General features: G+C 35.9%; 20 protein-coding genes and 2 pseudogenes. 18 read left to right on the top strand and 4 right to left on the bottom strand.

The window, feature by feature from the left end; all coding sequences use genetic code 11:
* Positions 1–28: 28 nt before the first annotated feature.
* From J5J03_RS03410 to J5J03_RS03385, 6 genes and pseudogenes are all read left to right on the top strand, one after another.
* Positions 29–1,237 carry a GHMP family kinase ATP-binding protein gene (locus J5J03_RS03410; RefSeq protein WP_208586101.1) on the top strand — a complete coding sequence of 403 codons (1,209 nt, stop codon included), beginning with the start codon at positions 29–31 and terminating at the stop codon, positions 1,235–1,237.
* A 24-nt stretch (positions 1,238–1,261) separates the two neighbouring features.
* Positions 1,262–1,990 (top strand): nucleotidyltransferase family protein, encoded by a 729-nt coding sequence (locus tag J5J03_RS03405; RefSeq protein WP_208586100.1) that lies wholly within the window; start codon positions 1,262–1,264, stop codon positions 1,988–1,990.
* Between the two features lie 15 nt (positions 1,991–2,005).
* Entirely contained in the window at positions 2,006–3,172 is a 1,167-nt protein-coding gene (locus tag J5J03_RS03400; protein ID WP_208586099.1) for a nucleotide sugar dehydrogenase, read from the top strand.
* 641 nt (positions 3,173–3,813) lie between these two features.
* Positions 3,814–4,212, top strand: a complete 399-nt coding sequence (locus J5J03_RS03395; RefSeq protein WP_208586098.1) for a hypothetical protein — start codon at positions 3,814–3,816, stop codon at positions 4,210–4,212.
* 180 nt (positions 4,213–4,392) lie between these two features.
* Positions 4,393–4,542: pseudogene (locus J5J03_RS03390) on the top strand (ISL3 family transposase); the annotation flags it as partial.
* A 119-nt stretch (positions 4,543–4,661) separates the two neighbouring features.
* Positions 4,662–5,163 (top strand): annotated as a pseudogene (locus J5J03_RS03385) (UDP-glucose 6-dehydrogenase); the annotation flags it as partial.
* Positions 5,164–5,464: 301 nt separating this feature from the next.
* Here the strand turns inward: J5J03_RS03385 and J5J03_RS03380 are convergent.
* Positions 5,465–6,466, bottom strand: coding sequence for an LLM class flavin-dependent oxidoreductase (locus J5J03_RS03380; RefSeq protein ID WP_208586096.1), 1,002 nt, complete (start codon positions 6,464–6,466; stop codon positions 5,465–5,467).
* Between the two features lie 593 nt (positions 6,467–7,059).
* Between J5J03_RS03380 and J5J03_RS03375 the strand changes: the two genes are divergently transcribed.
* From J5J03_RS03375 to J5J03_RS03340, 8 genes are all read left to right on the top strand, one after another.
* Positions 7,060–9,012, top strand: coding sequence for a BglG family transcription antiterminator (locus tag J5J03_RS03375; RefSeq protein ID WP_208586095.1), 1,953 nt, complete (start codon positions 7,060–7,062; stop codon positions 9,010–9,012).
* Positions 9,009–9,452, top strand: coding sequence for a PTS sugar transporter subunit IIA (locus J5J03_RS03370; RefSeq protein WP_208586094.1), 444 nt, complete (start codon positions 9,009–9,011; stop codon positions 9,450–9,452). The genes J5J03_RS03375 and J5J03_RS03370 overlap by 4 nt, the downstream gene beginning before the upstream one ends.
* Entirely contained in the window at positions 9,449–10,441 is a 993-nt protein-coding gene (locus J5J03_RS03365; protein ID WP_208586093.1) for a 6-phosphofructokinase, read from the top strand. Before J5J03_RS03370 ends, J5J03_RS03365 begins: the two co-directional genes overlap by 4 nt.
* Before the next feature lie 12 nt (positions 10,442–10,453).
* Complete coding sequence (locus tag J5J03_RS03360; protein ID WP_208586092.1) at positions 10,454–10,744, top strand: PTS sugar transporter subunit IIB; 291 nt, start codon at positions 10,454–10,456, stop codon at positions 10,742–10,744.
* 19 nt (positions 10,745–10,763) lie between these two features.
* Entirely contained in the window at positions 10,764–12,047 is a 1,284-nt protein-coding gene (locus tag J5J03_RS03355) for a PTS sugar transporter subunit IIC (protein WP_208586091.1), read from the top strand.
* 12 nt (positions 12,048–12,059) lie between these two features.
* On the top strand, positions 12,060–12,443 hold the full coding sequence (locus J5J03_RS03350; RefSeq protein ID WP_208586090.1) for a tetratricopeptide repeat protein: 384 nt from the start codon (positions 12,060–12,062) through the stop codon (positions 12,441–12,443).
* Between the two features lie 14 nt (positions 12,444–12,457).
* Positions 12,458–13,300 (top strand): class II fructose-bisphosphate aldolase, encoded by an 843-nt coding sequence (locus tag J5J03_RS03345; RefSeq protein ID WP_208586089.1) that lies wholly within the window; start codon positions 12,458–12,460, stop codon positions 13,298–13,300.
* A 217-nt stretch (positions 13,301–13,517) separates the two neighbouring features.
* Positions 13,518–14,459: an LCP family glycopolymer transferase gene (locus J5J03_RS03340; RefSeq protein WP_208586088.1), complete on the top strand. Its 942-nt coding sequence runs from the start codon at positions 13,518–13,520 to the stop codon at positions 14,457–14,459.
* 210 nt (positions 14,460–14,669) lie between these two features.
* Here J5J03_RS03340 and pdxR read toward each other — a convergent pair whose 3' ends face one another.
* Complete coding sequence (pdxR, locus tag J5J03_RS03335; RefSeq protein WP_208586087.1) at positions 14,670–16,148, bottom strand: MocR-like pyridoxine biosynthesis transcription factor PdxR; 1,479 nt, start codon at positions 16,146–16,148, stop codon at positions 14,670–14,672.
* Positions 16,149–16,255: 107 nt separating this feature from the next.
* Here pdxR and J5J03_RS03330 point away from each other — a divergent pair, with 107 nt between their 5' ends.
* Together J5J03_RS03330 and J5J03_RS03325 are read left to right on the top strand one after the other, a co-directional pair.
* Entirely contained in the window at positions 16,256–17,038 is a 783-nt protein-coding gene (locus J5J03_RS03330) for a PhzF family phenazine biosynthesis protein (RefSeq protein WP_231710584.1), read from the top strand.
* 371 nt (positions 17,039–17,409) lie between these two features.
* Positions 17,410–18,339 (top strand): alpha/beta fold hydrolase, encoded by a 930-nt coding sequence (locus J5J03_RS03325; protein ID WP_208586085.1) that lies wholly within the window; start codon positions 17,410–17,412, stop codon positions 18,337–18,339.
* Positions 18,340–18,517: 178 nt separating this feature from the next.
* Here J5J03_RS03325 and J5J03_RS03320 read toward each other — a convergent pair whose 3' ends face one another.
* Entirely contained in the window at positions 18,518–19,399 is an 882-nt protein-coding gene (locus tag J5J03_RS03320) for a LysR family transcriptional regulator (protein ID WP_208586084.1), read from the bottom strand.
* Between the two features lie 114 nt (positions 19,400–19,513).
* Positions 19,514–20,302, bottom strand: coding sequence for a sulfite exporter TauE/SafE family protein (locus tag J5J03_RS03315; RefSeq protein WP_208586083.1), 789 nt, complete (start codon positions 20,300–20,302; stop codon positions 19,514–19,516).
* Between the two features lie 623 nt (positions 20,303–20,925).
* Here J5J03_RS03315 and licT point away from each other — a divergent pair.
* Both licT and J5J03_RS03305 read left to right on the top strand, forming a co-directional pair.
* Complete coding sequence (gene licT, locus J5J03_RS03310) at positions 20,926–21,780, top strand: BglG family transcription antiterminator LicT (RefSeq protein WP_208586082.1); 855 nt, start codon at positions 20,926–20,928, stop codon at positions 21,778–21,780.
* A 210-nt stretch (positions 21,781–21,990) separates the two neighbouring features.
* Positions 21,991–23,937 carry a beta-glucoside-specific PTS transporter subunit IIABC gene (locus J5J03_RS03305; protein WP_208586081.1) on the top strand — a complete coding sequence of 649 codons (1,947 nt, stop codon included), beginning with the start codon at positions 21,991–21,993 and terminating at the stop codon, positions 23,935–23,937.
* The last annotated feature ends 15 nt before the right edge of the window (positions 23,938–23,952 follow it).

Genomic DNA, 23,952 nt, shown 5'->3' with positions numbered 1-23,952 from the left:
CAAAGTAATTTGAATGGGGTAGCTAATCATGCAGGAGCTTTTTGATACATTTAAACAATTATATGGCGAAAAGCAAGCACAACTCGTTCGATCACCGCTTCGAATTTGTCCATTAGGAGCGCATGTAGATCATCAAGATGGAATAGTTACAGGTATGGCCCTTAATGCAAATGTCGAAATGGTGTTTGCTCCTTCTTATGACGGTTATATTAGAGTAAGCAGTATGGATTTCCCAGATGAAGAATATTTTCATATTGATCGAGTTCCGGAAATGTTACCTGGCTTTTGGGGGAACTATATTCGCGGAGCAGTTTTGTCGTTACAACAAGATCGTAAGCTACGATATGGATTCCAAGCAGTAATCAGTGGTAAATTGCCAATAGGTGGTCTAAGCTCTTCTGCGGCTGTAACAACCGCATACCTAATGGCTTTATGTGAAGCTAATCAAATTACATTCACAAAACAAGATTTGATTGTCTATAGTCACTGGGTAGAAAGAGAATTTATCGGTTTGAAAAATGGTATTCTTGATCAATCAGCCAACATTTTAAGCAAAGAAAATCATTTACTTGTGATGGATTGTGAAACGGAAGATCATCAATTAGTAGAGAAAGCTACTACTATGCCGGAATTTGAAGTGGTAGTAGTGTACTCTGGTGTGTCACAATCACTAATCAGTACAGACTACAACAATCGAGTAGACGAATGTAAAGTTGCAGGCTGGATTGTCGAAGAATTAGCAGGGCTGAAGCGAACTGCCTTACAAGATGTGAAACTACGGAATATATCAGAAAAGCATTATCGTAAGTATCGTGACCAAGTACCAGGCAAATTCCGTAAGCGACTGGATCACTTTTTTACCGAACAGGAACGTGTCCGTCAAGGAATTGAAGCGTGGAAACAAGGAGAAATCGAACAATTTGGCAAATTGATGTTTGAATCTGGCGATAGTTCGATCCATCAATATGAATCTGGCTGTCCTGAGTTGATCACGATATATGAGGTGTTGAGAGAAACAGAAGGTGTATATGGAGCCAGATTTAGTGGGGCAGGTTATCGAGGTTGTTGTATTGGCTTGATTGATCCTGCTTATAAAGAACAAATTAAAGCAAATATGGATGCTATTTATCCAATCCAATACCCGGAATATAAAGACGTATATAAAGTCCATTTTTGTAAGACAAATGATGGGGCTCGTCTTTTAAGTGAAGAGGAGATAAGAACGGTATTAAAATAACGACTTTGGCCTGGAGGGAAGAAGATGAAATGTATGATCCTAGCTGCTGGCTATGCGACCAGATTATATCCGTTAACGAAGAATAAAGCGAAACCTTTATTAGAAGTAGCAGGAAAGCCGATCTTGAATCATATTATCGAGAAGGTCGAAAAAGTCGATGCCATTGACGAAGTATATATTGTCACCAATGAGAAATTTACGCCAAGTTTCCAAGACTGGGCTCGAAGCTATTCAGGTGATAAGGAGATAATCGTCGTAAATGATCATACGACAACTAATGATAATCGATTAGGGGCGATTGCTGATATCCAGTATGTATTGGATCAGCATGGAATTACTGAGGATCTGATGGTCTTAGCTGGTGATAACCTGTTTGATTTTGAATTGGTCGATTTTGTTCATTTTTACCAAGAAGTGAATGCAGACAGTATTACGGCTCATCAATTAGATGACCTCGAGGAAATGAAACAAACTGGTATTGTCGAAGTGGACGCAGCTGGGCTAGTTACTTCATTTGAAGAGAAGCCGAAAGCACCTAAATCGAATTTAGCTGTTCCGCCTTTTTATCTATATAAGGCGGAGACATTACCTTTATTTAAGCAATATTTAGCCGAAGGGAATAATCCTGACGCACCGGGAAATTTTATCCCATGGTTAATTCAACAGAAGCCAGTATATGCCTTTACATTTGATGGCTTGCGATATGATATTGGTACCATTGAGAGTTATAATAAAGTACAAGAATTATTTTAGAGGTGAAAACAGAAAATGAAAATAACAGTAGCGGGGACAGGCTATGTCGGATTATCGAATGCTGTTTTATTAGCACAGCACAATGAAGTAGTAGCCTTGGACATTATGGAAGAGAAAGTCGACATGATTAACAACAAGAAATCGCCAATTGTTGATGAAGAGATTCAAACCTATTTAGAAACGAAAGATTTGAATTTGGTGGCTACAACAGATGTACATAAAGCATATGAAAATGCGGATTATGTGATTATTTCTACACCAACAAACTATGATCCAGATCAGAATTATTTTGATACAAGCACAGTAGAAAATGTGATTGAGACTGTATTAGACATTAATCCAGATGCTGTCATGGTGATTAAATCAACGATTCCAGTTGGATATACATTGGAAGTACGTGAGAAATATAATACAAATAATATTATTTTCTCTCCTGAATTTTTACGTGAAGGACAAGCATTATACGATAACTTGTATCCATCACGAATTGTGGTAGGGGAAAGATCAGAACGTGCCAAAGTATTTGCCAATTTGTTAGCTAAGGGCGCTATTAAAGAGGACATTGATATTCTGTTTACAGATTCAACAGAGGCAGAGGCCATTAAGTTATTTGCGAATACGTATTTAGCGATGCGTGTATCCTTTTTTAATGAGTTGGATACTTATGCAGAGATTCGCGGCTTGAATACGAAGCAGATTGTGGAAGGGATCGGGCATGATCCACGTATTGGCGATCACTATAATAATCCTTCCTTTGGTTATGGTGGTTATTGCTTGCCGAAGGATACGAAACAATTGCTTGCGAACTATCAAGATGTGCCAAACAACCTAATGAAAGCTATTGTAGATGCAAACAGTACACGTAAAGATCACGTTGCTGATAGTATTTTGGCGAAGAATCCAAAAGTTGTTGGTATCTATCGTTTAACGATGAAGACTAATTCCGATAACTTCAGACAGTCTGCTATCCAAGGTGTGATGAAGCGGATTAGAGCAAAAGGCGTGGAGCTTGTTATTTATGAACCAGTATTGGAAGAAGTAGAATTTGACGGTTCACGTGTTTTAAAGGACTTTAATGAATTTAAAGAGATATCGGATGTTATTGTGGCTAATCGATTGACGGATGATTTGAAAGACGTAAGTGAGAAGGTTTATACGCGGGATTTGTTTAGTCGGGATTAAGATTGATTTTATTGCTTTTGAAAAAGAAAGATAGGATTATTAGGCTCATCCTCATTAAGGAGATGAGCCTTTTTCTGGTTTACCGAATGAAATCAATTATCCATTTGTTATTTAAGTACCAAAATAACTACAATACTCTATGTTTTGGTACTTAATATAGCTTTAAGTACCATCTTTCTTCTATTATAATTCAATTTGGTACAATAATTCAGGTTATAGCTAGATTTCTTTTCATAAATAGTATATAATAAGAACAAATGTTCCGATTTGAGAGGAGATGATCGGTTAGTGAAAAAACTTACAAAATTCGAATCTAGCCCCACAAAGAACATGAAAGGTTTATTACAATAACCCCGAGATGTGCACGATTTGCCTTAGCCACCTGGAACACCTATCAAGCAACAGGATGGACTTATAACGCTTAATAGAACTAGAAGTGTTACTTTTGCAATACTTACTAAATAACTAGGCGGATTCCTTTCAAAACAAAAGAACTTCTCCCCATAGCAAAGTTTAATCCTACACGATAAAGTTTTAGGAATATAAATATGTCACAGTGGTCTAAATATTAAAGACGAGAGGAAATCTCAACATATCTGAATAATCGTGTTATAATAATTAAGAAGAACGGAGTGGTGGAAGTGGACGAAACTTTAAAGCAAGTTCTTGATGAAATTCAAAAAGTGAACAATCGGTTTGATAAGTTTGAAAGTCGCTTTGATCTTTTAGAAAATCGCTTTGATAGTGTAGAAAAACGGTTTGATAAGTTAGAGATTCGTCAAGATAGTTTTGAAAGTCATCTTGAGCGTTTACAAAAAGGGCAAGAAAGACTTCAAATGGGGCAGGACCAGTTAAAAGACAATCTGATCAATGGCCTTGGACCATACTTTGAACAAATAGAAAAACACATCGAAGCAAAAAATGATGAACTTAAAGATACATTAGAAGATCAGCAAAGGGTAATTGATACTTTAGCAGCTCGGTCTATTAAGCATGAAAGTGAAATAAAAGATTCCAAACGCATACTAAAGAACCAATGAGAGCAATTATGTTTTCAATACCCGATCTTTGTCGAACACTGACGAGGATCGGGTATTTTTTGGGCTCTATTATATATGTTGGGTATGAAAAAACTCAAGCATAAAATAACACGCAAGCTCCTATATCCTTTACACTTGAATTGACCAAAAACAAACCAAAGGGATAGGAGTTGCGTGTACATGTATTTTAACATGAACTTACCAGGATTAGAAAATATCATGGTTACGAAGATGGAAGTGGTGGAGGGTACCTTTCATTTACATGTAGAGTTACCGGTTAAAAGACACCGATGTCCTGCTTGTGGAGAGAGGACAGGTAGTATTCATGATTAAGTAGGTTAAGGGATAGGAGCAAGTACTCCTACCCCAACATTTGACGTAGAACCATTTTTTGATTGAGGAATACAAATTCGAAAAGTATCATATAATCATGTCATTATTTTCCTTTTGAGTTTCTTTTTGCAGATTCAGCAGAGACTGAGATCATTAAATTATGTACGAATACGTATTTGCGTGTTTCCTTTTTTAATGAGGTGGATACTTATGTAGAGATCCATGGCTTATAAGGATAGCACTTGATCCATGAATTGGTGGTTACTGCTTACCCGAAGGATACCAAACAATATTATCGGCGCGATTGTTGAGGCGAACAGTACACGTAAAGATCATGTTGCAGATAGCATTCTAGCGAAGAATTCGAAAGTTGTTGGTATCTATCGTTTAACAATGAAGACTAATTCGGATAACTTCAGACAGTCTGCGATCCAAGGTGTGGAACTTGTTATTTATGAACCGGTATTGGAAGAAGAAGAGTTTGACGGTTCACGAGTGGTGAAGGACTTTTATGAGTTTAAAGAGATATCGGATGTTATTGTGGCTAATCGGTTGACGGATGATTTGAAAGACGTAAGTGAGAAGGTTTATACGCGGGATTTGTTTAGTCGGGATTAAGGTTGATTTTATTGCTTTTGAAAAAGAAAGATAGGATTATTAAGCTCATCTCCATTAAAAAGATGGGTCATTTTTTTGTTTATCGACTGAGATCAAGAAGTGCGATTGAAATTCCTTATCCATTTTTTTACTTAAGTACCGAAATAACATCTATACTCCATGTTTTTGGTACTAATTACAGTTTTAAGTACTAAATTAGGTGAAGCAAAACGTGAATTTGGTACTTATTTAGAAAATCGTAGTTTAAAAACGGCGCAGGGAAGGAATTGTCATTCCAACTCTGCGTCTTCTAATGAACTTATTATTCTCCATTCACTACTTCTTTTAATATTTGATAAGACCTCTTTTGCTTCTCTGTATCATAAATATAAGAAACGGCCATTAACTCATCTACTTGGTATTTCTCCTGAAAATTTGTTAATTGTTCGCGAATTGAATCCTTGCTACCTAGCAGCGTAACGCTAGACATAGACGAAGCGACTTGCTTCTCTTGCATGGTCCATAACTCATCCATATCTTCTACAGGTGGACTTAAAGGATTTTTTGATCCTCGAACAACATTTAAGAAAAATTGTTGCATCGTAGTTGATTCAAGTTGCGCTTCCTCATCTGTTTCTGCTGCAATCACATTCAAACAAACTACCATATATGGTTTATCTAAATATGGGGAGGCTTGAAACTCTTGGCGATAAATAGAAATAGCTTCTTCCATGTGTCTTGGTGCAAAGTGAGAAGCAAACACATAAGGCAAGCCCAGTTTTGCAGCTAAATGAGCAGAATCAGTTGATGAACCAAGAATATAAATCGGAATATTGGTGCCTATACCAGGAAATGCTTTGACATATCCTTGTTCTTCTTCTGGTCCAAAATAAGTTAACAAAGATTGGACATCTTTTGGAAACGTATAGACTGGATCTTCTTTAGATCTTCTTAAGGCACTTGCCGTTAACTGGTCTGTTCCCGGAGCTCTACCTAATCCTAAATCTAAACGATCTGGATACATTGTCGCCATAGTACCAAACTGCTCAGCCACTGTTAATGGTGCATGATTTGGTAGCATTACACCACCCGATCCAACTCGAATCTCCTTCGTATTCTCAAGTGTATGTTTCATTAAAATGGTAGTAGCTGAACTAACTAATGTTGTTGTATTATGATGCTCGGCTATCCAATATCGTTCATAGCCCATTTCATCAACAGCTTGTGCCAGTTCTACCATTTGGTCAATTGCTTCTTTTGGTCCATTTCCTTTACGAATCGGAACTAAGTTAAGGACAGAAACAGGTATATTTATATTTGTCATACTTCATTTCCTTTCTTCAATAACTTACCATTCTATCGTAACAATAACCGTTATAGAAAAGTATTAATTTGCTTGAAGCTAATGTATCGATATAATCAACAAATTTACACACGATTTGGTATTCAGCTGTCATATATTAAGCAATAGCACCTCCCATCATATGTTCAGCTCCATACAACTCATGACTGACAACTTTATTAAAGCCACTGTAGATGCAAACAGTACTAGTAAAGATCATGTTTCTCTTTGCTGTTGGAAAAATTTTATAGATTAAATTTATAGAATAAGATTTACTCGAATGCTTTTAGTGATAATCCCATATCCAATATTGTTATTGAAGCCGCTTCACTTTTTCGCTATCATTTCAGAGAAACTGCGTCCAAACACAAAAACTCTCTCGACATCATTAAACTTTTGGACAGTAGCTTTTCAAGTTTCCTATTATAATCCCAGTTCATCTATAATTCCATTTTCACTTAATTAGAAATAGTGTATAAATGATAAATATCTGGTTTCCGCTAAAGAGGAAAAATTCTAACTTAATAAAATGAAAGCACTTACTTATACTAAAAGCAGAAAGGGGCAAATGAAAAATGGAACTACTGAATAAAAGAGAGGTAGAAATTCTTCATTTGTTACACAATAGTAAAGGGTTTCAGAATGGTCAAAGTATCGCCCTGTTATTAGAAGTTTCAACCCGAACAATTAGAAATGATATTAAAAAATTGAATCAAATCATTTCAAAGTACGGTGCAAGGGTTGTTTCGCACAAAGGAAAAGGATATGAATTAGAAATTGGGGAGGAGGATGCTTTTGAACAGTTTTATGTCAACCAAATGACTAAAGATTCAAGTCAGATAGAGCGAACTAATTTGATCCCAGAGGATAATCACGTCGAGGATCAGATTATAAAGAAACTATTAATGAATTGTCTTACTGACACAAGAATCCATCAAGAAGAATTAGCGGAAGAATTGTTTATTAGTTTGTCCGCTTTTAAAAGTTACTTATCTTCCGTAAAAAATAAAATGGCAATTCATAGGTTAAAGGTAACAACTGACAGATTTAATGGCGTAAAAGTAACAGGAAATGAAGATAAAATAAGGTTTTGTATTTCAGAGTATTTATTTAATCATCAGAGTATTGAAGTGTACAATGACATATTTCCTGAAAATGAAATTAAACGTTTAAAAGATATTACCTTACAAGTATTATTACGAAATCAATTGAAATTAACAGATGTAGCACTCGAGAACCTAATTATTCATATTGAAATAACAATTAGAAGAGTCTTGCGTAACAGATTGATAGATCATCCAATCAGGGTTACAGAGGCATTTAAGGATACGAAAGAATACAAAGTTGCCAGTGAAATTATAAAGGAAATTAACTCTACACTAGACATTAATCTTGAAGCTGAAATTTATTATATTACACAACATTTGTTAGCTAGTAGTAGATTGTATTGCAAAGATATAGATGACAAAGAGTACAAAACCATACATTCCATGTTACGAACAGTCATTAGCGAGATTAAAGAAAAAACATCAATCGATTTTAGTAATGATCAGCAGTTAATAGAAGGTTTAATTATTCATTTAAGTGTTGCGCTAAAAAGAATAGAATACCAGATGAATATACGAAATGATGTACTTCACAGTATTAAAAATAACTATCCACTTGCCTTTCAGCTTGCTGCTATTGCAAGTAACAAAATCAATGATTTAACAAAACTGCGTATTGATGAAAATGAAATAGGTTTTTTAGCCATTCACTTCGGTGTAGCGCTAGAGAAGAAAGGTTTAAATAATCAAATCGTAAAAAAAGTGTTAATTGTATGTGGTTCTGGAGTTGCCACAGCATCGCTGATTAAAGAAAAGATATTAAATTACTATGGTCAGCAAATTAGCGTTGTAGAAACAATTAGCTTTGCAGAATTTAATCAGGCATTGCTAGAACAAGTGGATATAGTGGTTTCTACTGTTCCAATGGATATAGTATCTAACAAAATCATTACCGTTAGCCCTATATTAAGCAACAAGGAGTTAGCAAGTATTAAACGAAAAGTTATTGAAGAAAATGAGGAAATAGATAAGATTAATTACCGAAATATATTTAAGAAAGAACTATTTATCAAAAATATTGATCTTGCTTCTAAAGAAGATGTGTTGCATTTCATTACAAATCTCATGGTTAAGGATCAATATATTGATGAGTATACGAAAAATTCCATATACGAAAGAGAAAGAATGGCGTCCACAGAACTTAGTAATCTATTAGCCATCCCACATCCATTAGATAACAACATGATGGAAACAACTATTGCGGTATGCATATTGAAAAAGCCTATTGTTTGGGATCGGGAGAAAGTTCAAGTAGTTATTGTATTGAGTGTGCCAAAAGATAAACAAAAAATTTGGGAAATAATCTTCAAACAACTCTATTACTTCTTAATAGAAGAATTCGGAATTACCAAATTAATATCTCAATATAAATACGAGGACTTTATTAGAAATTTAAGCAAGTACAAGGAGAAAAGCATATGAATGAATCTTATTTTACCGAGGATAATGTTCAATTTAATGTTGAGGTAAAGGATTGGAAGGATGCTATATACAAAGGGGTTGCTTTATTAAGAAAAAATGGATTTGTTACCGCCGAATATGCTACTGAAGTGATCAATAACGTGAAAAAGTATGGTCCTTATATCGTGATATCACCTGGCATTGCGATACCACATACAAGACCAGAAAATGGAGCATTAGCAGTAGGTGTTAGTTTAATGACGTTAAAAAATCCAGTCTACATTAAAGATTCTCCATCACCTGTCAAAGTCATGATTAGTTTCTCAGCGACAGACAATGAACAACATTTAGAAATCATTAAAATGATTGTGAGAATTGTAGAAGATGGCTTAATAGACAAGATATCTAGTATGCATTCGATTGATGACCTCAATCATTTGATAGGAGGTGAAAGGGCATGAAGAAAGTGGCGCTTATAACAAGTGGTGGAGATGGAGCGGGTATTAATTCCACCATTGAAATGATTGCGAAGAATACGCATATTGATTTATATGGTTTTCATGGGGGATATAGTGGAATTCTTTCGAACGATCCCATTCATTTAACAGAAGAATATTGTGAAAACCGAGCGCTAGATGGTATTCATCTTGTCAAGACAGGAAGAAGTAAACTACCTTTCTCAAAAGAAGGTAGAGAACAATTGGATCGAAGATTAGAAGCAGAAGGATTTGAGTGTTTAGTTGTATGTGGTGGGAATGGGTCACAAAAAGCAGCTCAATTATTGTATAGAGAAGGAACTAACACCATTTTCGTTCCTATGACAGTAGATAATGATGTAAATAATAGCGATTACAGTATTGGGTTTGATACGGCTTTAAATAAAATCACAGATGTCTTATACGGGTTACATGATACTTCTGCTAATATGCCAGGGAGAATATTCATGGTGGAAGTGTTAGGAGGAAATTCCGGTAATTTAGCATTAGAAAGTGCAATTGCTGGAGCCGCTGACCTAGTGATTATTCCTGAATATTCGACGTACAAGCGTGACATAGTCCATCTAGTAAAGGAAAAGTTAAAGCAAAAGAAATCTTTGATTCTGTTATGTTCAGAGTCTGCCTATGAAAATAACAATTATCAATCAGGTAATCAGGGAGTTTCGTTTGAAATTGCCACAGCTATTGAAGAAGAGACCGAGATACGGGTTAGAAAATCGATAATGGGTTTTTATATGCGAGCGGGGAGACCTTCCTTTAAAGACGCATTAATAGCTTCAAAAATAGGAGCAGTTGTTTCAGAATCTATTATACAAAATGATTATGGAGTGATGGTTGGCGTGAAGAATGAGCAAATTTATCGAATAGACCTTCATGATATTACAGAGCAAGCAAATAGTCTTAATTCGCAAACGTTAGAAATAGCTAAACAATATAAAAAAATTATTCTTTAAGGAGGTGATAGCATGTTACAAATTTTAGTTGTCTGTGGAGCAGGCTTAGGGAGTAGTTTTGCTTGTCAAATGAGTGTAGAGAGTGTGTTACAGGAGATCGGAGTGCATGCGGCAGTAGACCATTCAGATATCTCATCCGCTGCAGGTTCAAGAGCAGATATCATCATTTCAGGTAAAAATTTCGAATCGCAATTTAGGAGATATGATTTATCCATGGATCTCATCTTTTTAGATCGCTTAGTAGACAAAAGTGAAATCAAAGAGAAGTTAGTACCTGTTCTAGAAGCAAAAGGAGCATTATAAATAAGGGAGGTTTTATAAGGTGGCTTTTATCGATTTTATTATTAACAGTATCTTAACACAAGCTTCCATTACTATCGCTTTAATCGCATTTGCTGGTTTATTATTACAAAGAAAAGCATTCGGCGAAGTTATGTCTGGTAGTTTTAAGACGATGCTAGGATTTTTAGTGTTGTCTGCTGGATCATCTATTATTGTAGGCTCTCTAGTATATTTTGGTGATATATTTGCAGAAGGTTTTGGTATGGAAGGAATTGTTCCGTCCATTGAAGCTATTAATGGTCAAGCTATGAATGACTTGGGACTAGCAAATCAAATAGCATTAACTTTTTTAGCGATTTTCATATTCAACATTATTTTGGCGCGATTTACAAAGTGGAAATATATTTTCCTGACAGGACAAGCAATATTATGGATGGCGACAATGACCACTGTATTTGGTAGTGCTGCAGGCTTTTCTGGTATCAGTTTAATACTTGTCGGAGGTTTAGTCGGCGGATTTTTTGCGGTAGCCATGCCGGCAATTGCTCAACCAATCGTAAGAAAAATTACTGGATCTGATGATATTGCTTTAGGTCACTTTTGTACAATAGGGTATGTTTTTGCAGCAGGGGTTTCTAAAGTGGTAGGAAAGAATTCTGAGTCTACTGAAAATATTAAATTCCCAAAAGGTCTAGGTTTTTTATCAGATACGTATCTTTCCGTAGCATTTGTAATGGTTCCATTATATGTAATAACTGCCTTTTTCGCTGGAGCGGAGTTTGCTTCTGAATTATCAGGAGATGTCAATTATGTAGTATATGCATTTTTACAAGCAGTTCAATTTGTTGTCGGTGTTTATGTACTACTTTCTGGTGTTCGGTTATTATTAGCTGAAATTGTCCCAGCATTTAGAGGAATTGCCTTAAAATTAGTTCCAGATGCAAAACCAGCTTTAGATTGTCCAGTGTTATTCCCATATGCTCCAAATGCTGTAACAGCAGGTTTTGTAACTACGACTATTGGTACAGTAATTGCAATGTTTGTTCTTCCTTGGTTTGGATTAGCGATGATTTTACCTGGAATGTTAACCAACTTTTTCGCTGGTGGAACTGCTGGAATATTTATGAATGCGGTTGGGGGGAAAAGAGGCGTATTATTTGGTGGGATTGCACATGGCTTTTTTATTACATTGCTTCCAGCCCTTTTAGTCCCACATTTTAATAGTCTTGGTTTTATTAATACAACAGCAACGGATGTTGACACAGTAGCAGCAGGTTTATTCTTTGAATGGCTAGTACATCCAATAATGAATTTATTTGCATAAAGGAGGCTCAACATGTCGCTATTTAAAAGAAACAAGAAAGAACCAACTAAAACTAAAATGCAACAAAAGGTTAAAGTGGAGCGTGTGACTGAGCAAATTGAGGAATATCAAACAAAACTTCAAACTGCAGAGGGGGAAGATCAAATTCCTCTGCTAAATATGCTCGGTAGTTTGTATTTTGAAATAGAGGATTATGATCAGGCGATTAAATATTATGAAGCAAGTATAGAAGAAAATAAAGCACTAGGAAAAGCTTTTACGGATTTAATTAAGCTATATAACCTGAAGAGAAAAGAAGCAACAAAAGAAAATGATAAAGAAAAAGTCCAGTTCTATTTACAAAAAGCTGACGAACTTATGAAACTGACAAAAGATTCGATAAGAGGAAGAATTTAGAGAGGAGCTCATTGATGATAAAAAGTTTAAAACAACTATTTGAAGAATATGATGGAAAGAGAGCGATAGGGTCTTTCAACGTTCACTGTCTAGAAATGTTACCTGCTATGCTAGAAGGTGCAAAAGAGGTAGATGCACCGATTATTATTCAAACTTCTCCTGGAACTGCTGAATATATAGGTTTTGATTTGTTAGTATCTAGCATTGAGACTTTATCCGAGAGATTTGAAGTAGATGTATGCTTACACATGGACCATTGTAAAGATATCGAGATTATTAAAAAGGCAATTGATGCAGGTTATACGTCAGTCATGTATGATGGGTCTAGTTTAGATATAGATGAGAATATTAAGAATACGAAAATTGTAACAGCATACGCTAGTGTCAAAGGTGTTTCTGTCGAAGGAGAAGTAGGGACGATAGGAGGAGCAGAAGATGGAATGGTAGTTTCGGAAGAGAATGCGATGTATACCCATCCTGATGATGCTTATAAGTTTGTGAGAGAGACTGGGGTAGATGCTATAGCTGTAGCGATTGGCACCGTACATGGTCAATATAAATCAAAAGCCAACATTAATTTTGAACTGCTTGAAGAGTTATCTTCTAATATGAAAGAAGTCGGGATAGTACTTCATGGAGGTACAGGTGTATCGGATCAAGATATGAGAAGATGTGTTAAACAAGGGATGAAAAAAGTAAATGTTGGAACAGAGTTGAATAAATCCTATATTGAAGAAGTTAATAAAACTTTTTCAACAGCCAAGCCATTAACTTCTTTAAGAAAACTTCTATTACCTGCCAATAATAGAATTAAAGATATTGTAATGGAGAAATCAAAACTGTTCCAACTATTGTAAGTTTATTTTAGCATAGATTTTATCGAAAGCATAAATATCAAACACTAATTGAAGTAACTTATCTTTATTACTTAGATAGGTTACTTTTTCTTTTTCTAGTTAGTCGCTTTTTTGGAATAGCTCTAATGAAGGTTAGTTTTTATGATAGTTTTTATCACAAATTATCAAAATATGATACAATGCATATGGATTAAATTTAATAGAAAGAAGCGATAAAATGTCAGCGGAAATGAAACGATCTAAAAAAAGAAAGCCCTTATGGCTAAAAGTTCTTTTCGGCGTAATAATCGCCATTTTCATCGTAGTGATTGGATTTGCTATTTATGCTTATTCTGTTTATGACAATGCAAAGAAAACAGTAAATGATCAAATGCACAATGAAGTGGAAAGCATTGATCGTAAAGTGACCAAGGAGAAAGTAAGTGATCTTGATCCGTTGAATATTTTGTTATTGGGTGTTGATAAGCGACCAGGTGAACGTGGTCGTTCGGATTCTTTAATGGTATTAACCTTGAATCCAAAGCAGGATCAAATGCAAATTCTTAGTATTCCTCGTGACACACGAACTACTATTATTGGTCGTGGAACAGAAGATAAGATTAATCACGCTTATGCATTCGGCGGTGTTGAAATGTCGATTAATACGGTAGAAAATTTACTAGATATTGAACTTGACTATTATGTAGAAATGAATATGGAAGGCTTGGTTGAATTTATTGATGAACTAGGTGGAATCACTGTTCAAAATGATCTAGATTGGGTAGATAAAGGATTCCACTATGCAGAAGGTGAGCTAAATCTAGATGGACAACAGACATTAGGATATGTAAGAATGCGAAAACAAGATTCTAGTGGAGACTTTGGAAGAACTGGTAGACAACGACAAGTTATTGAAGCAGCCATCGATAAAGGAGCAAATATTGCTTCCGTAGGTAAAATTAATAATTTCATAGACATATTAGGTAATAATATGGAGACTAATATGGATTTTGATGATATGCAGAATTTATTATCTAATTATGCAAATGTTCGTCATAACACGGAAGAATATATGTTACAAGGAAGTGGCAAAAGAATTGATGATATTTACTATTATATTGTGCCAGATGAAGAATTAGCAAAAGCTCATGATATGATAGTAGAAACAGGTACTAACTAACATAGTAATTGCCGTAATCCCCATCTATTTGAATGTAGGTGGGGTTGTTTCGTAGTTAGTCGAAATGGTGCTGTTTGTTTCCTATATATTTGATAACATGACAAACAGCCAATATAGCGGATTGTATAGGAAAGCCATAATACATATAGTGTGTGAATGTTTGTACTTAAACAAATCGGTAGGCGCCTAAACAATCCATTTGAACTATAATCAAAAATGTGGTGAGCTATCCTGAGTTGTTTTTAAATCAATTGCAGATTGAAGGAGGTTGCAAATAGTTGATACCCCTTGTGTTAATTGTTGTTCATTCATATAAGAATAGCTCAATCGTAAATGATGATTTTCTTGCTCTGTAGGGTAACAAGCCGACCCAGGTAAAAAAGTGATTTGTTCGTTTTTAGCTTCTATTAAGAAGTGATCTGTATCGATCCAAGAAGGAAGAGTGAGCCATATGTTTAATCCTCCTTTGGGTATGAACCAAGAAACTTCTTTAGGTGAATGTTGCGTGAGAATCTCCATAACAAGATCACGCCTTATCTTTAAAGCTGTTCTTAATTTTTTTAGATGATCCATCATTCTTTTTGAAGTAATAAATGGAATGATGGCTTTCTGTGTAAGTAAAGGACTTCCTAAGTCGGCGTTAGCTTTTGCAGCTAATAGACGTTTGAATATCGAACCAGAAGCAGCTAATATTCCAATTCTACAACCTGGAGCTAATATTTTACTTAAGCCTTTCAAATAAATAACATGACCGTCTTTGTCCAGACTTTTTATTGATGCAGGAGGCTTTCTTTCAAAATAGATTTCACTGCATGGATCATCCTCGATCACTAAACACTGCGTACTTCTAGCAATTTCAAGAATTTGTCTGCGGCGTTTTGTGGGCATGACAGCACCAGTTGGATTATGAAACGTAGGGACCGTATAAATGATTTTAGGATTATATGTATCACACAAATTGTGAAGTAAATCTACTCGCATTCCATCGCTATCAACTGGTACGGTAAGAATGGTAGCACCTCTACCACGAAACACATCAATCGCGCCTGGATAAGTCGGAGCTTCCATGATTACTACATCACCTGGTCCAACAAAAGTACGAGCAATTAGATCAATTCCTTGTTGTGAACCACTTGTAACTAAAATATTATCCGGAGAAGTTGGCAGGTCCATCCTTTGTAAATACTCAACCATTGCCTGCCTAAGCGCTTTATCTCCTTGGATCTCCCCATACTGTGAGACAACTTTTTGGTTTTTAGAAAGCATTTTATGAATCTCTTGCTCTAAATATCGATTAGGTAGAAGGCTAGGATCAATCATATTAGATGAAAGATGAATTTTTTCAGGGACTTGATGAAAACGAGCAAATTGAGACCTTGGTAAATAATCTTGAACGGAGAGTTGCCAATCGTATGAACTAGATCCTTCTTTCCTTTCAGCTGCTTCGATTTTAGTCTTTCTTATAAAGGTTCCTTTTCCTTGAACAGATGTGATAAACCCCTCTTGTTCTAGCATTTGGTAAGCCTTCACTACAGTAACTAAACTTACACCTAGCTGTTTTGAGAGAGTACGAACAGAAGGTAATGGTAATTCTCCTTCTAAGAGTTCGGAACGTATATGATCAAGAATAGAAAGGTATATTTGCTTCGATATGGACATGTCAGCATTACGTTGAATCTCAATGTGCATGAGCTTATCTCCTTCAAGTGTTATACTTTAGTGTTGAGTGTTATACATGAATAGATGTAAATTACTATTAAATTAGTAAACACATTATAACACTGGAGGAAATGGATATGAAATATTTTGTAGTTGATGCTTTTGCAGAAAAGGTTTTTGAAGGAAATCCAGCAGGGGTGTGTATCATGAAGGATTGGCTTTCAGATGAACTCATGCAGAAAATAGCGATTGAAAATAACCTATCGGAAACAGCATTTGCAGTAAAGGAAGGAGCACATTATGGACTGAGATGGTTCACACCTGGAGGAGAGATTAACCTTTGTGGGCACGCCACGTTAGCAACGGCATTTATCATTCTGAATTATTATGAAATGCAATTAGATAGAGTGAAATTCAGTACAATCAGTGGAATGTTAACCGTCCATAAACAGAATGATTTATATGAACTGGATTTCCCTTCCGTTCGGTCCGAAGAAATTTCTGTTACAGATCAAATGATCAGAGCTTTGGGAATGGTACCAAAAGAAACATACTTGAATAGAGATCTTATATTTATACTAGAGTCCGAGGAAGATGTGAGAAATGTCAGCCCTGACTTTTCAAAATTAGAAAAATTACCAGACGGATTGGGTGTTTGTGTTACAGCCAAAGGAAGTGAATATGATTTTGTCTCCCGCGGGTTCTTCCCTAAGCTAAAAATAAACGAAGACCCCGTAACAGGTTCCTTACATTGTGGCTTAATTCCGTTTTGGTCAACTAGGCTAGATAAAAAGGAAATGGTAGCAAGACAGTTATCCAGTAGAGGAGGAACGCTTTATTGTAAACATGAGGATACTCGAGTCAAGATGGCTGGAAAAGCAGTATTATATTCTGTAGCAGAATTAAATATCGAGGTTTAATCAAGCAAAACAACTGAATCAATCAACGGCTCTTTATTCCATGTTTTTGGTACTTAATATAGCTTTAAGTACCAAATTAGGTACATCAAAACGTGAATTTGGTACTTAATTAGTCGCGTAGGTTCTTTAGATGCATGGATGTATTAATTTCGCCCCGCTTATTGCTTAATTAGCGATACAAAGCCGGAAGTAAATGTTGGCTAACTCTACATAACAAACCAAGTTAATTGACATCGCTTACACAAAATGATAATCTGAATTCAAGTTAAAAAAATGGTGAAGAGATATGGAGATACACTAACTCGGGAATAGCGGACTTAGTGTGTCTTTTTTATTTCTTCATTACATTGAAAAAGAGGAGGCTTTGTAATATGGCAATACATGAAGTTCAGTATGATTCGTATAATCAGAAGGATAAAATTAAAGGGTGGATATATACGCCGATTAGAAAGCCAAAGGGCATTGTTCAATTGGTTCATGGTTTTGGGGAACATTCACGTCGTTATTTACATATGATTATCGCTCTTAATGAAGCAGGTTTTGTAGTAGCGGCAGGAGATCATGTTGGTCATGGTAAGACAGCATATGATTCAGGTAATTGGAGTGACTGGGGAGATCAGGGCTATACAACAATGGCTGAAGACGAATATAAACTAAGAGAAATAGTACAGCAACAGTATAGTGATCTACCGTTTTTTATGTTTGGTCATAGTATGGGATCTATGATTGTCAGAATACATGCGAGTAAATATGGAACAGGTATTGAGGGGCTGATCTTATGTGGTACATCGGGTAATTTTCCTCACGCGAAAGAGATTGGTGAAAAACTAAAAGTAGATATAGATAACGGTAAAGGAGAACAGGTGAATGCGGATTATTTAGATAGTCTATTAGGTTGGATGACGGACCGGATTGATTATCCATTGACACAAAATGATTGGATATGTGGTGATCCAGATGTGGTGGCAGACCATGCGAATGATCCATTTAATAATTTTACATCTCCGCCTAATATCCGTTCCTTATATCAATTTGTCCAAATGATGCAGAATATTGTCGGGAAGGAATGGGCTGAAAAAATCCCTCGCACTGTACCAATCTATAATATCGCCGGTGATCAGGATCCAGTTGGTCAGTATGGTGAAGGAGTATATGCGGTATCTAATTGGCTTGCGGAGACCGGTCACCAAGTAAAAACGAAATTGTACTCCGGTTATAGGCATGAAATCCACAACTATCGGGATATTCGTGATGAAGTAGAGGAAGGTATCATCGAGTTTTTAAATGAGATTGCTGAATAATATTCACCTACCAATTAAAGTAGAAAAATTCACCCGAAAAACCTAAGTTGCTATGAGTTGGAATACTAACTCCAGTTACTTAGGTTTTTTATGTTCGATAGAAAATGATGTCGTATATGATACTAATATTTATTGATTAAATGAAAGTTTTTGCAGTATTAACGTAATTATGATGGAATCAATTTTTAATAAACTCAACAAATGCCCTCGCACTATTTTTACTGAAGCGTTGTTTTCTAGTAACAAGCCAAAGGTTCCGTTTAAATGCAACGTCTTTGATTTTGGTTTCGCATAATAAACCTAATTCTAGCTCTCGCTTAACGGTTAGGCTAGAGACAATACTCACTCCTAAATTAGCCTCCACCGCACTTTTGATTGCTTGTGTACTTCCAAGATCCATGTAGCTTTCGATGCTATCTAATATGTCATATTCTCTTAAAAAGTTCTCGATGATAAGTCGTGTACCAGATGTGGGTTCTCGCCAAAGCATTCTTTCGTTTGACAGCTCTTGAAGGGTAATGGCATCGCGATCCTTCCAAGCATGATCAGGAGAATGAATGAGAATTAATTCATCCTCTGCAATACTCTCCACTTGTAAGTTTTTATCTGTGATAATGCCTTCGACCAAAGCAAGGTCGATAACGCCATTAGACAAAGCCTCAAGTACCCGTGGTGTGTTCTCTACTAAGAGTGATATATTTATGTCGGGATTTTTCTTATTGAATCTGCCCAGAAACCCTGGTAACAAATACTCCCCTATCGTAAGACTTGCACCGACCTTTAAGGATTCATGATATTTTTTATTGTTCACTGCTACAGCATCCTTCGATCGTTTGAAATCTTCCACAATGGATTTAGCAAAAGGATACAAGATCTTACCGTTTTCCGTTAGTGTTAGTCTGCCGTCTTTTCGATCAAAAAGTAAGGTGTTATACGTAGTTTCCAATTGGTGTATTTGTTTTGTAACTGCTGGCTGTGATACATATGAGAGTTTGGCAGCCTGGCTAATGCTGCCAACATCTACAACCAAACAGAACATCTGTAAGGTAGCGATATTCATTGGTATTTCCTCCTTAAGGACGTAGATAATTATAAACCAAATGAAACGGTTAAACAATAAGTGCTACTTTATATAGAAGTAGCAGGTTAGAACGGATGGATAGTTATCGCGCCATTAAGTTAGGGTAACCTTAACAATATTGTATACATTCATACCAATAATAAATAGAATACTAATATTAAATATTTTTTCCACATGCCTATTTGACAGTCTTGTCACAATAGTGGAACCAATTATACCGCCAAGAATTCCACCTGGAATCATATAGTAAAGCATAGACAAATCAGAATTTCCATAACCAGTTGTGCATGCAATTAATACTAGGGCTGCCAACTGTGAGAAAAAGATGATAAAAATAGAATTAATTCCTGCATTTTTGGTGTTCATCGAGAAAAACAATGATAAAATCGCTACATTAATTGGTCCCCCACCAATACCTAAAAATGCGGAAAGCAATCCGAGAGTAAAACCTACTCCAAGTATAATTAACTTGTTTTCTAATACAAAGGTATTTAATTTGTGTTTCTTTTTAAAATAAATATAGATTAACAAGAGAAGACTAGCTAATACTGTTGATTGGATAATAGCCGTTATCGTTGGGATATTTAATGATATAGTGAGCAAATTAAATAATGCTTTTCCGGAGCCCCCACCAATAATCGAACCTACAGCGATTATCGAACTAGTTGTTCTATCAACTTTCATTGCTTTGTTTTTCCTGCATTTCATTAAGGATACAGATGCCATCGATAAGACGGTGGCAGCAGATAAAATTCCGATTGTTGCTAAATCAAAATGTCCAAGTAAATCTAGAGTAGGCTTAATAATGACTCCGCCGCCAAGACCAGCAACTGCTCCGAGGGTAGAGGCAAAGAGTCCAACGATAAAATATATAATGAACATAAAATTTCAACTCCGATGTTCTATTTCTTTTGTTGTTGTGTTAGCACATTATGTCACGGTGCTACCCGTCTGTAAGACCCCTGCTTCAAGTAACACAAGGATAAGATTTAGGGATTACAGACGCTAACACCCTGATAAGTTTCGCTAATGATCAGTGGGGGTCATTCCTCACTGATCATAGTCCCACCTTATATTAGCAGAGGTTTTCGCATAGCGATAATACCGTTCTTTAATAGCCTATAACCAAAAGATATAGAGTAGGAAGAATAAAAGAATTTGAGAAAGGGCTTGCAAGTAAATGTCGAATATGCTACTATTACGTCATCAACAAATAAATATTTTAGGATTGTTACTATAGTAATAGGCAAAACCTAAATTTGAATGAAAGCTTCTAAAAGGGGCAAATTATATTCAAGTTTAGGTTTTTTTTCGTGTTGTCACAGTGCTAACCGGCTGTAAGACCACCACCTCACGCTTCACGTAACACAAGGATAAGTTTTAGGGCTAACAGAAGCTAACACTCTGATAAGTTTTGGCTAATGATAAGTTGGAAGGTAAACAACCGCTAGTGATCATAGTCTGCAATATGATTTACTATAGTTTCTCGCGAGGGGGGAGGATAGATGCGAGTTAGCAAAATCTTAAATAACAATGTCGTTATTTCTCATAATGAGCTTAACCAACAAGTGATTGTAATGGGAAATGGATTAGCCTTTCAAAAAAAAGTTGGCGATGAAATTGATAAATCCAAGATCAAAAAAACCTTTGTCTTACAAACCAAAGGCATTTCAGAAAAACTTGCCAAAGTATTGATGAATACGTCAGAGATATATTTAAATATTGCGGCACAGTTTTACGAATATGCCCAATCAAAGCTTTCTTATAAATTAGATGAATATCTTTATATTGCTTTGACGGATCATATAAGCTTTGCTGTAAGCAGATACAAAAAAGGCGTAGAACTAAAAAATCCACTTTCTTGGGAAATTCGCAAATACTACAAACTAGAATTTCAGCTAGCACTCAAGTGTTTAGAGGTTATTGAAAAAAAGACAGGCGTACGTCTTGGGGAAGATGAGGCCGCATCTATTGCATTGCACTTAGTTAATAGTCAGCTTTCTGGTCAGAATGTCACCAATGCCGTTCAAATCACGGAAATGGTTGATACTATTTTGAGTATTGTAAAGTTTCATTTTAAGGTGGAATTAGATGAAGAATCGGTTAACTATGAAAGGTTTTTAACACACCTTCGCTTTTTCGCGATTCGTTTTATCCGAAATGAAAAATTAGAAGATACAGCTGATCCATTTCTATATAATCAGATTAAAGAAACGTATACGGAAAGTTACCAGTGTACGGAGAAGATTGCGACCTATTTAAAAAATAATTTTGATTGGGATTTAACAAAGGATGAGGAAATTTATTTAACCGTTCACATTAATCGTGTGACAGATCGACAGCAAAATGAGACATCCTAGTAAAACGAGTTGAGCATAATTAAAACAACTAAATAGTAGGGAATGTTACCTTAATGGGCATTACCTGAGTTGATTCTGCCATAAGACACCTAGTTGTTGCGTGGTAAGGGTTATCTCAGGTTTTTTTTATTAGGAAAGCATAAAATTTGAGTATTTATGGCGCTCTGCGCTTTCCATATATCATCATAAAAAAGAAAGAAGGGGAATCATATGAAATACGAAGAATTGGCTAAAGACATAATAGAGCATGTCGGCGGTAAAGAAAACGTTAAAAGTGTCGTTCATTGTGTCACACGCTTACGTTTTAAGTTAAAGGATGAAGAAAAGGCTCATACTGAAATTTTGGAAGGTATGGATGATGTTGTAACCGTTATGAGAAGTGGTGGGCAGTATCAAGTAGTCATTGGTAATCATGTACCAGATGTATATAAAGCAGTTCAACATGTTGGAGGGTTTGAATCACAGGAAGAACAAGAGGAAGATGATGAAGGAGAAAAACAAAGTATATTTAATAAATTTGTTGATATTATTTCCGGTATTTTTGCTCCAACGCTAGGTGTATTAGCTGCTACCGGTATGATTAAAGGTTTTAATGCTTTATTTTTATCATTAGGATTATATCCTGATACAAGTGGAATCTATAATATTTTGCAGGCAGTGGGAGATTCTTTATTCTATTTCTTTCCGGTATTTTTAGGTTTAACAGCAATGAAGAAATTTAATGGGAACCAGTTTGTAGGGATGGCAATCGGAGCAGCGTTAGTATATCCAGCAATGAGTAACTTGGACGCTGGTGATCCATTGTATACCTTGTTTACAGGAACGATGTTCGAGTCTCCTGTTCATATTACGTTTCTCGGCATACCAGTTATTTTAATGACGTATTCATCTTCGGTTATTCCAATCATCCTTGCTACCTTTGTAGCATCAAAGCTGGAAAAATGGTTAACCAAAGTAATACCAGATGTTGTGAAAACATTTTTAGTACCATTCTTTACACTATTAATCATTGTACCGTTAACTTTTATAGTAATTGGGCCAATTGCTACATGGTTAGGATTATTTCTGGGTAATGCCTCCAATTGGATCTTCGAGGTAAGTCCTTTAATAGCAGGCATTATTCTGGGTGGCTTATGGCAAGTGTTTGTGATGTTCGGTCTGCATTGGGGATTTGTACCAATTGGCATCAACAACTTAGCTGTAGCAGGTTCAGACTATATCTTAGCTTATATATCTGCTACGTCTCTAGCAACAACTGGTGTCGTGCTTGGTGTTATGGTAAAAACAAAGCAACAAAAAATCAAAACATTAAGTATACCAGCAGCGATTTCGAGTCTTTTCGGTGTATCTGAACCAGCCATTTATGGGATTACGCTTCCATTGAAAAGACCTTTCATTCTTACTTTAATTACTTCTGCTGTCGGTGGAGGTATTATGGCTTTAATGAACACTAAAGTGTATATGATGGGTGGATTGGGTATTTTTGGTATCCCATCTAAAATTGGTCCAGATGGTCTTGATATCGGCTTCTGGGGTGGGATTGTTGCGATGGTTGCAAACCTCATCTTAGGTTTTATCCTTGCTTATTTCTTTGGCTGGAAGAAGGAAAGTGAAGAAATGTCTAACACGGAGGAAGAGACAAAAGACAATACGCATAATGATTATCAAGAGATAGCAAGTCCGCTTACAGGAAAAGTAATTTTACTTTCAGATGTCGAAGATGCTGCTTTTTCATCCGGAGCATTAGGAAAGGGACTTGCGATTGATCCGACAGAAGGTAAGCTGGTTGCGCCAGTAACTGGTAGAATATCAGCCATTTTTCCGACAAATCATGCGATCGGCATTACGGATGAACAAGGCACAGAAATTCTAATTCATATTGGTTTAGATACGGTGCAATTAGAGGGTGAATTCTTTGAAGCGCATGTTGCACAGGAGGATAAGGTAGAGAAGGGGCAAGTTCTTATTGATTTTGATATCGATCAGATTAAGAAAGCAGGTTTTTCTGTCACAACTCCTATTGTCATAACAAATCTGGAGCGTCAGAGTGAGATAAACACAGCAGAGCTACAACATCTGAATCAGGGTGAAAAACTCATGACAATCGTTCACCAATCAGTATCTGGTGCAGATAAGCTAGTGTCACCGAAGAATTAAAGATTATCAGGAGGA

It is taken from the genome of Gracilibacillus suaedae, assembly GCF_017599345.1.
GTDB lineage: Bacteria > Bacillota > Bacilli > Bacillales > Amphibacillaceae > Gracilibacillus > Gracilibacillus suaedae.
The sequence above is the reverse complement of the archived record's forward strand: the minus strand, read 5'-3'. Positions and strand labels throughout refer to the sequence as shown.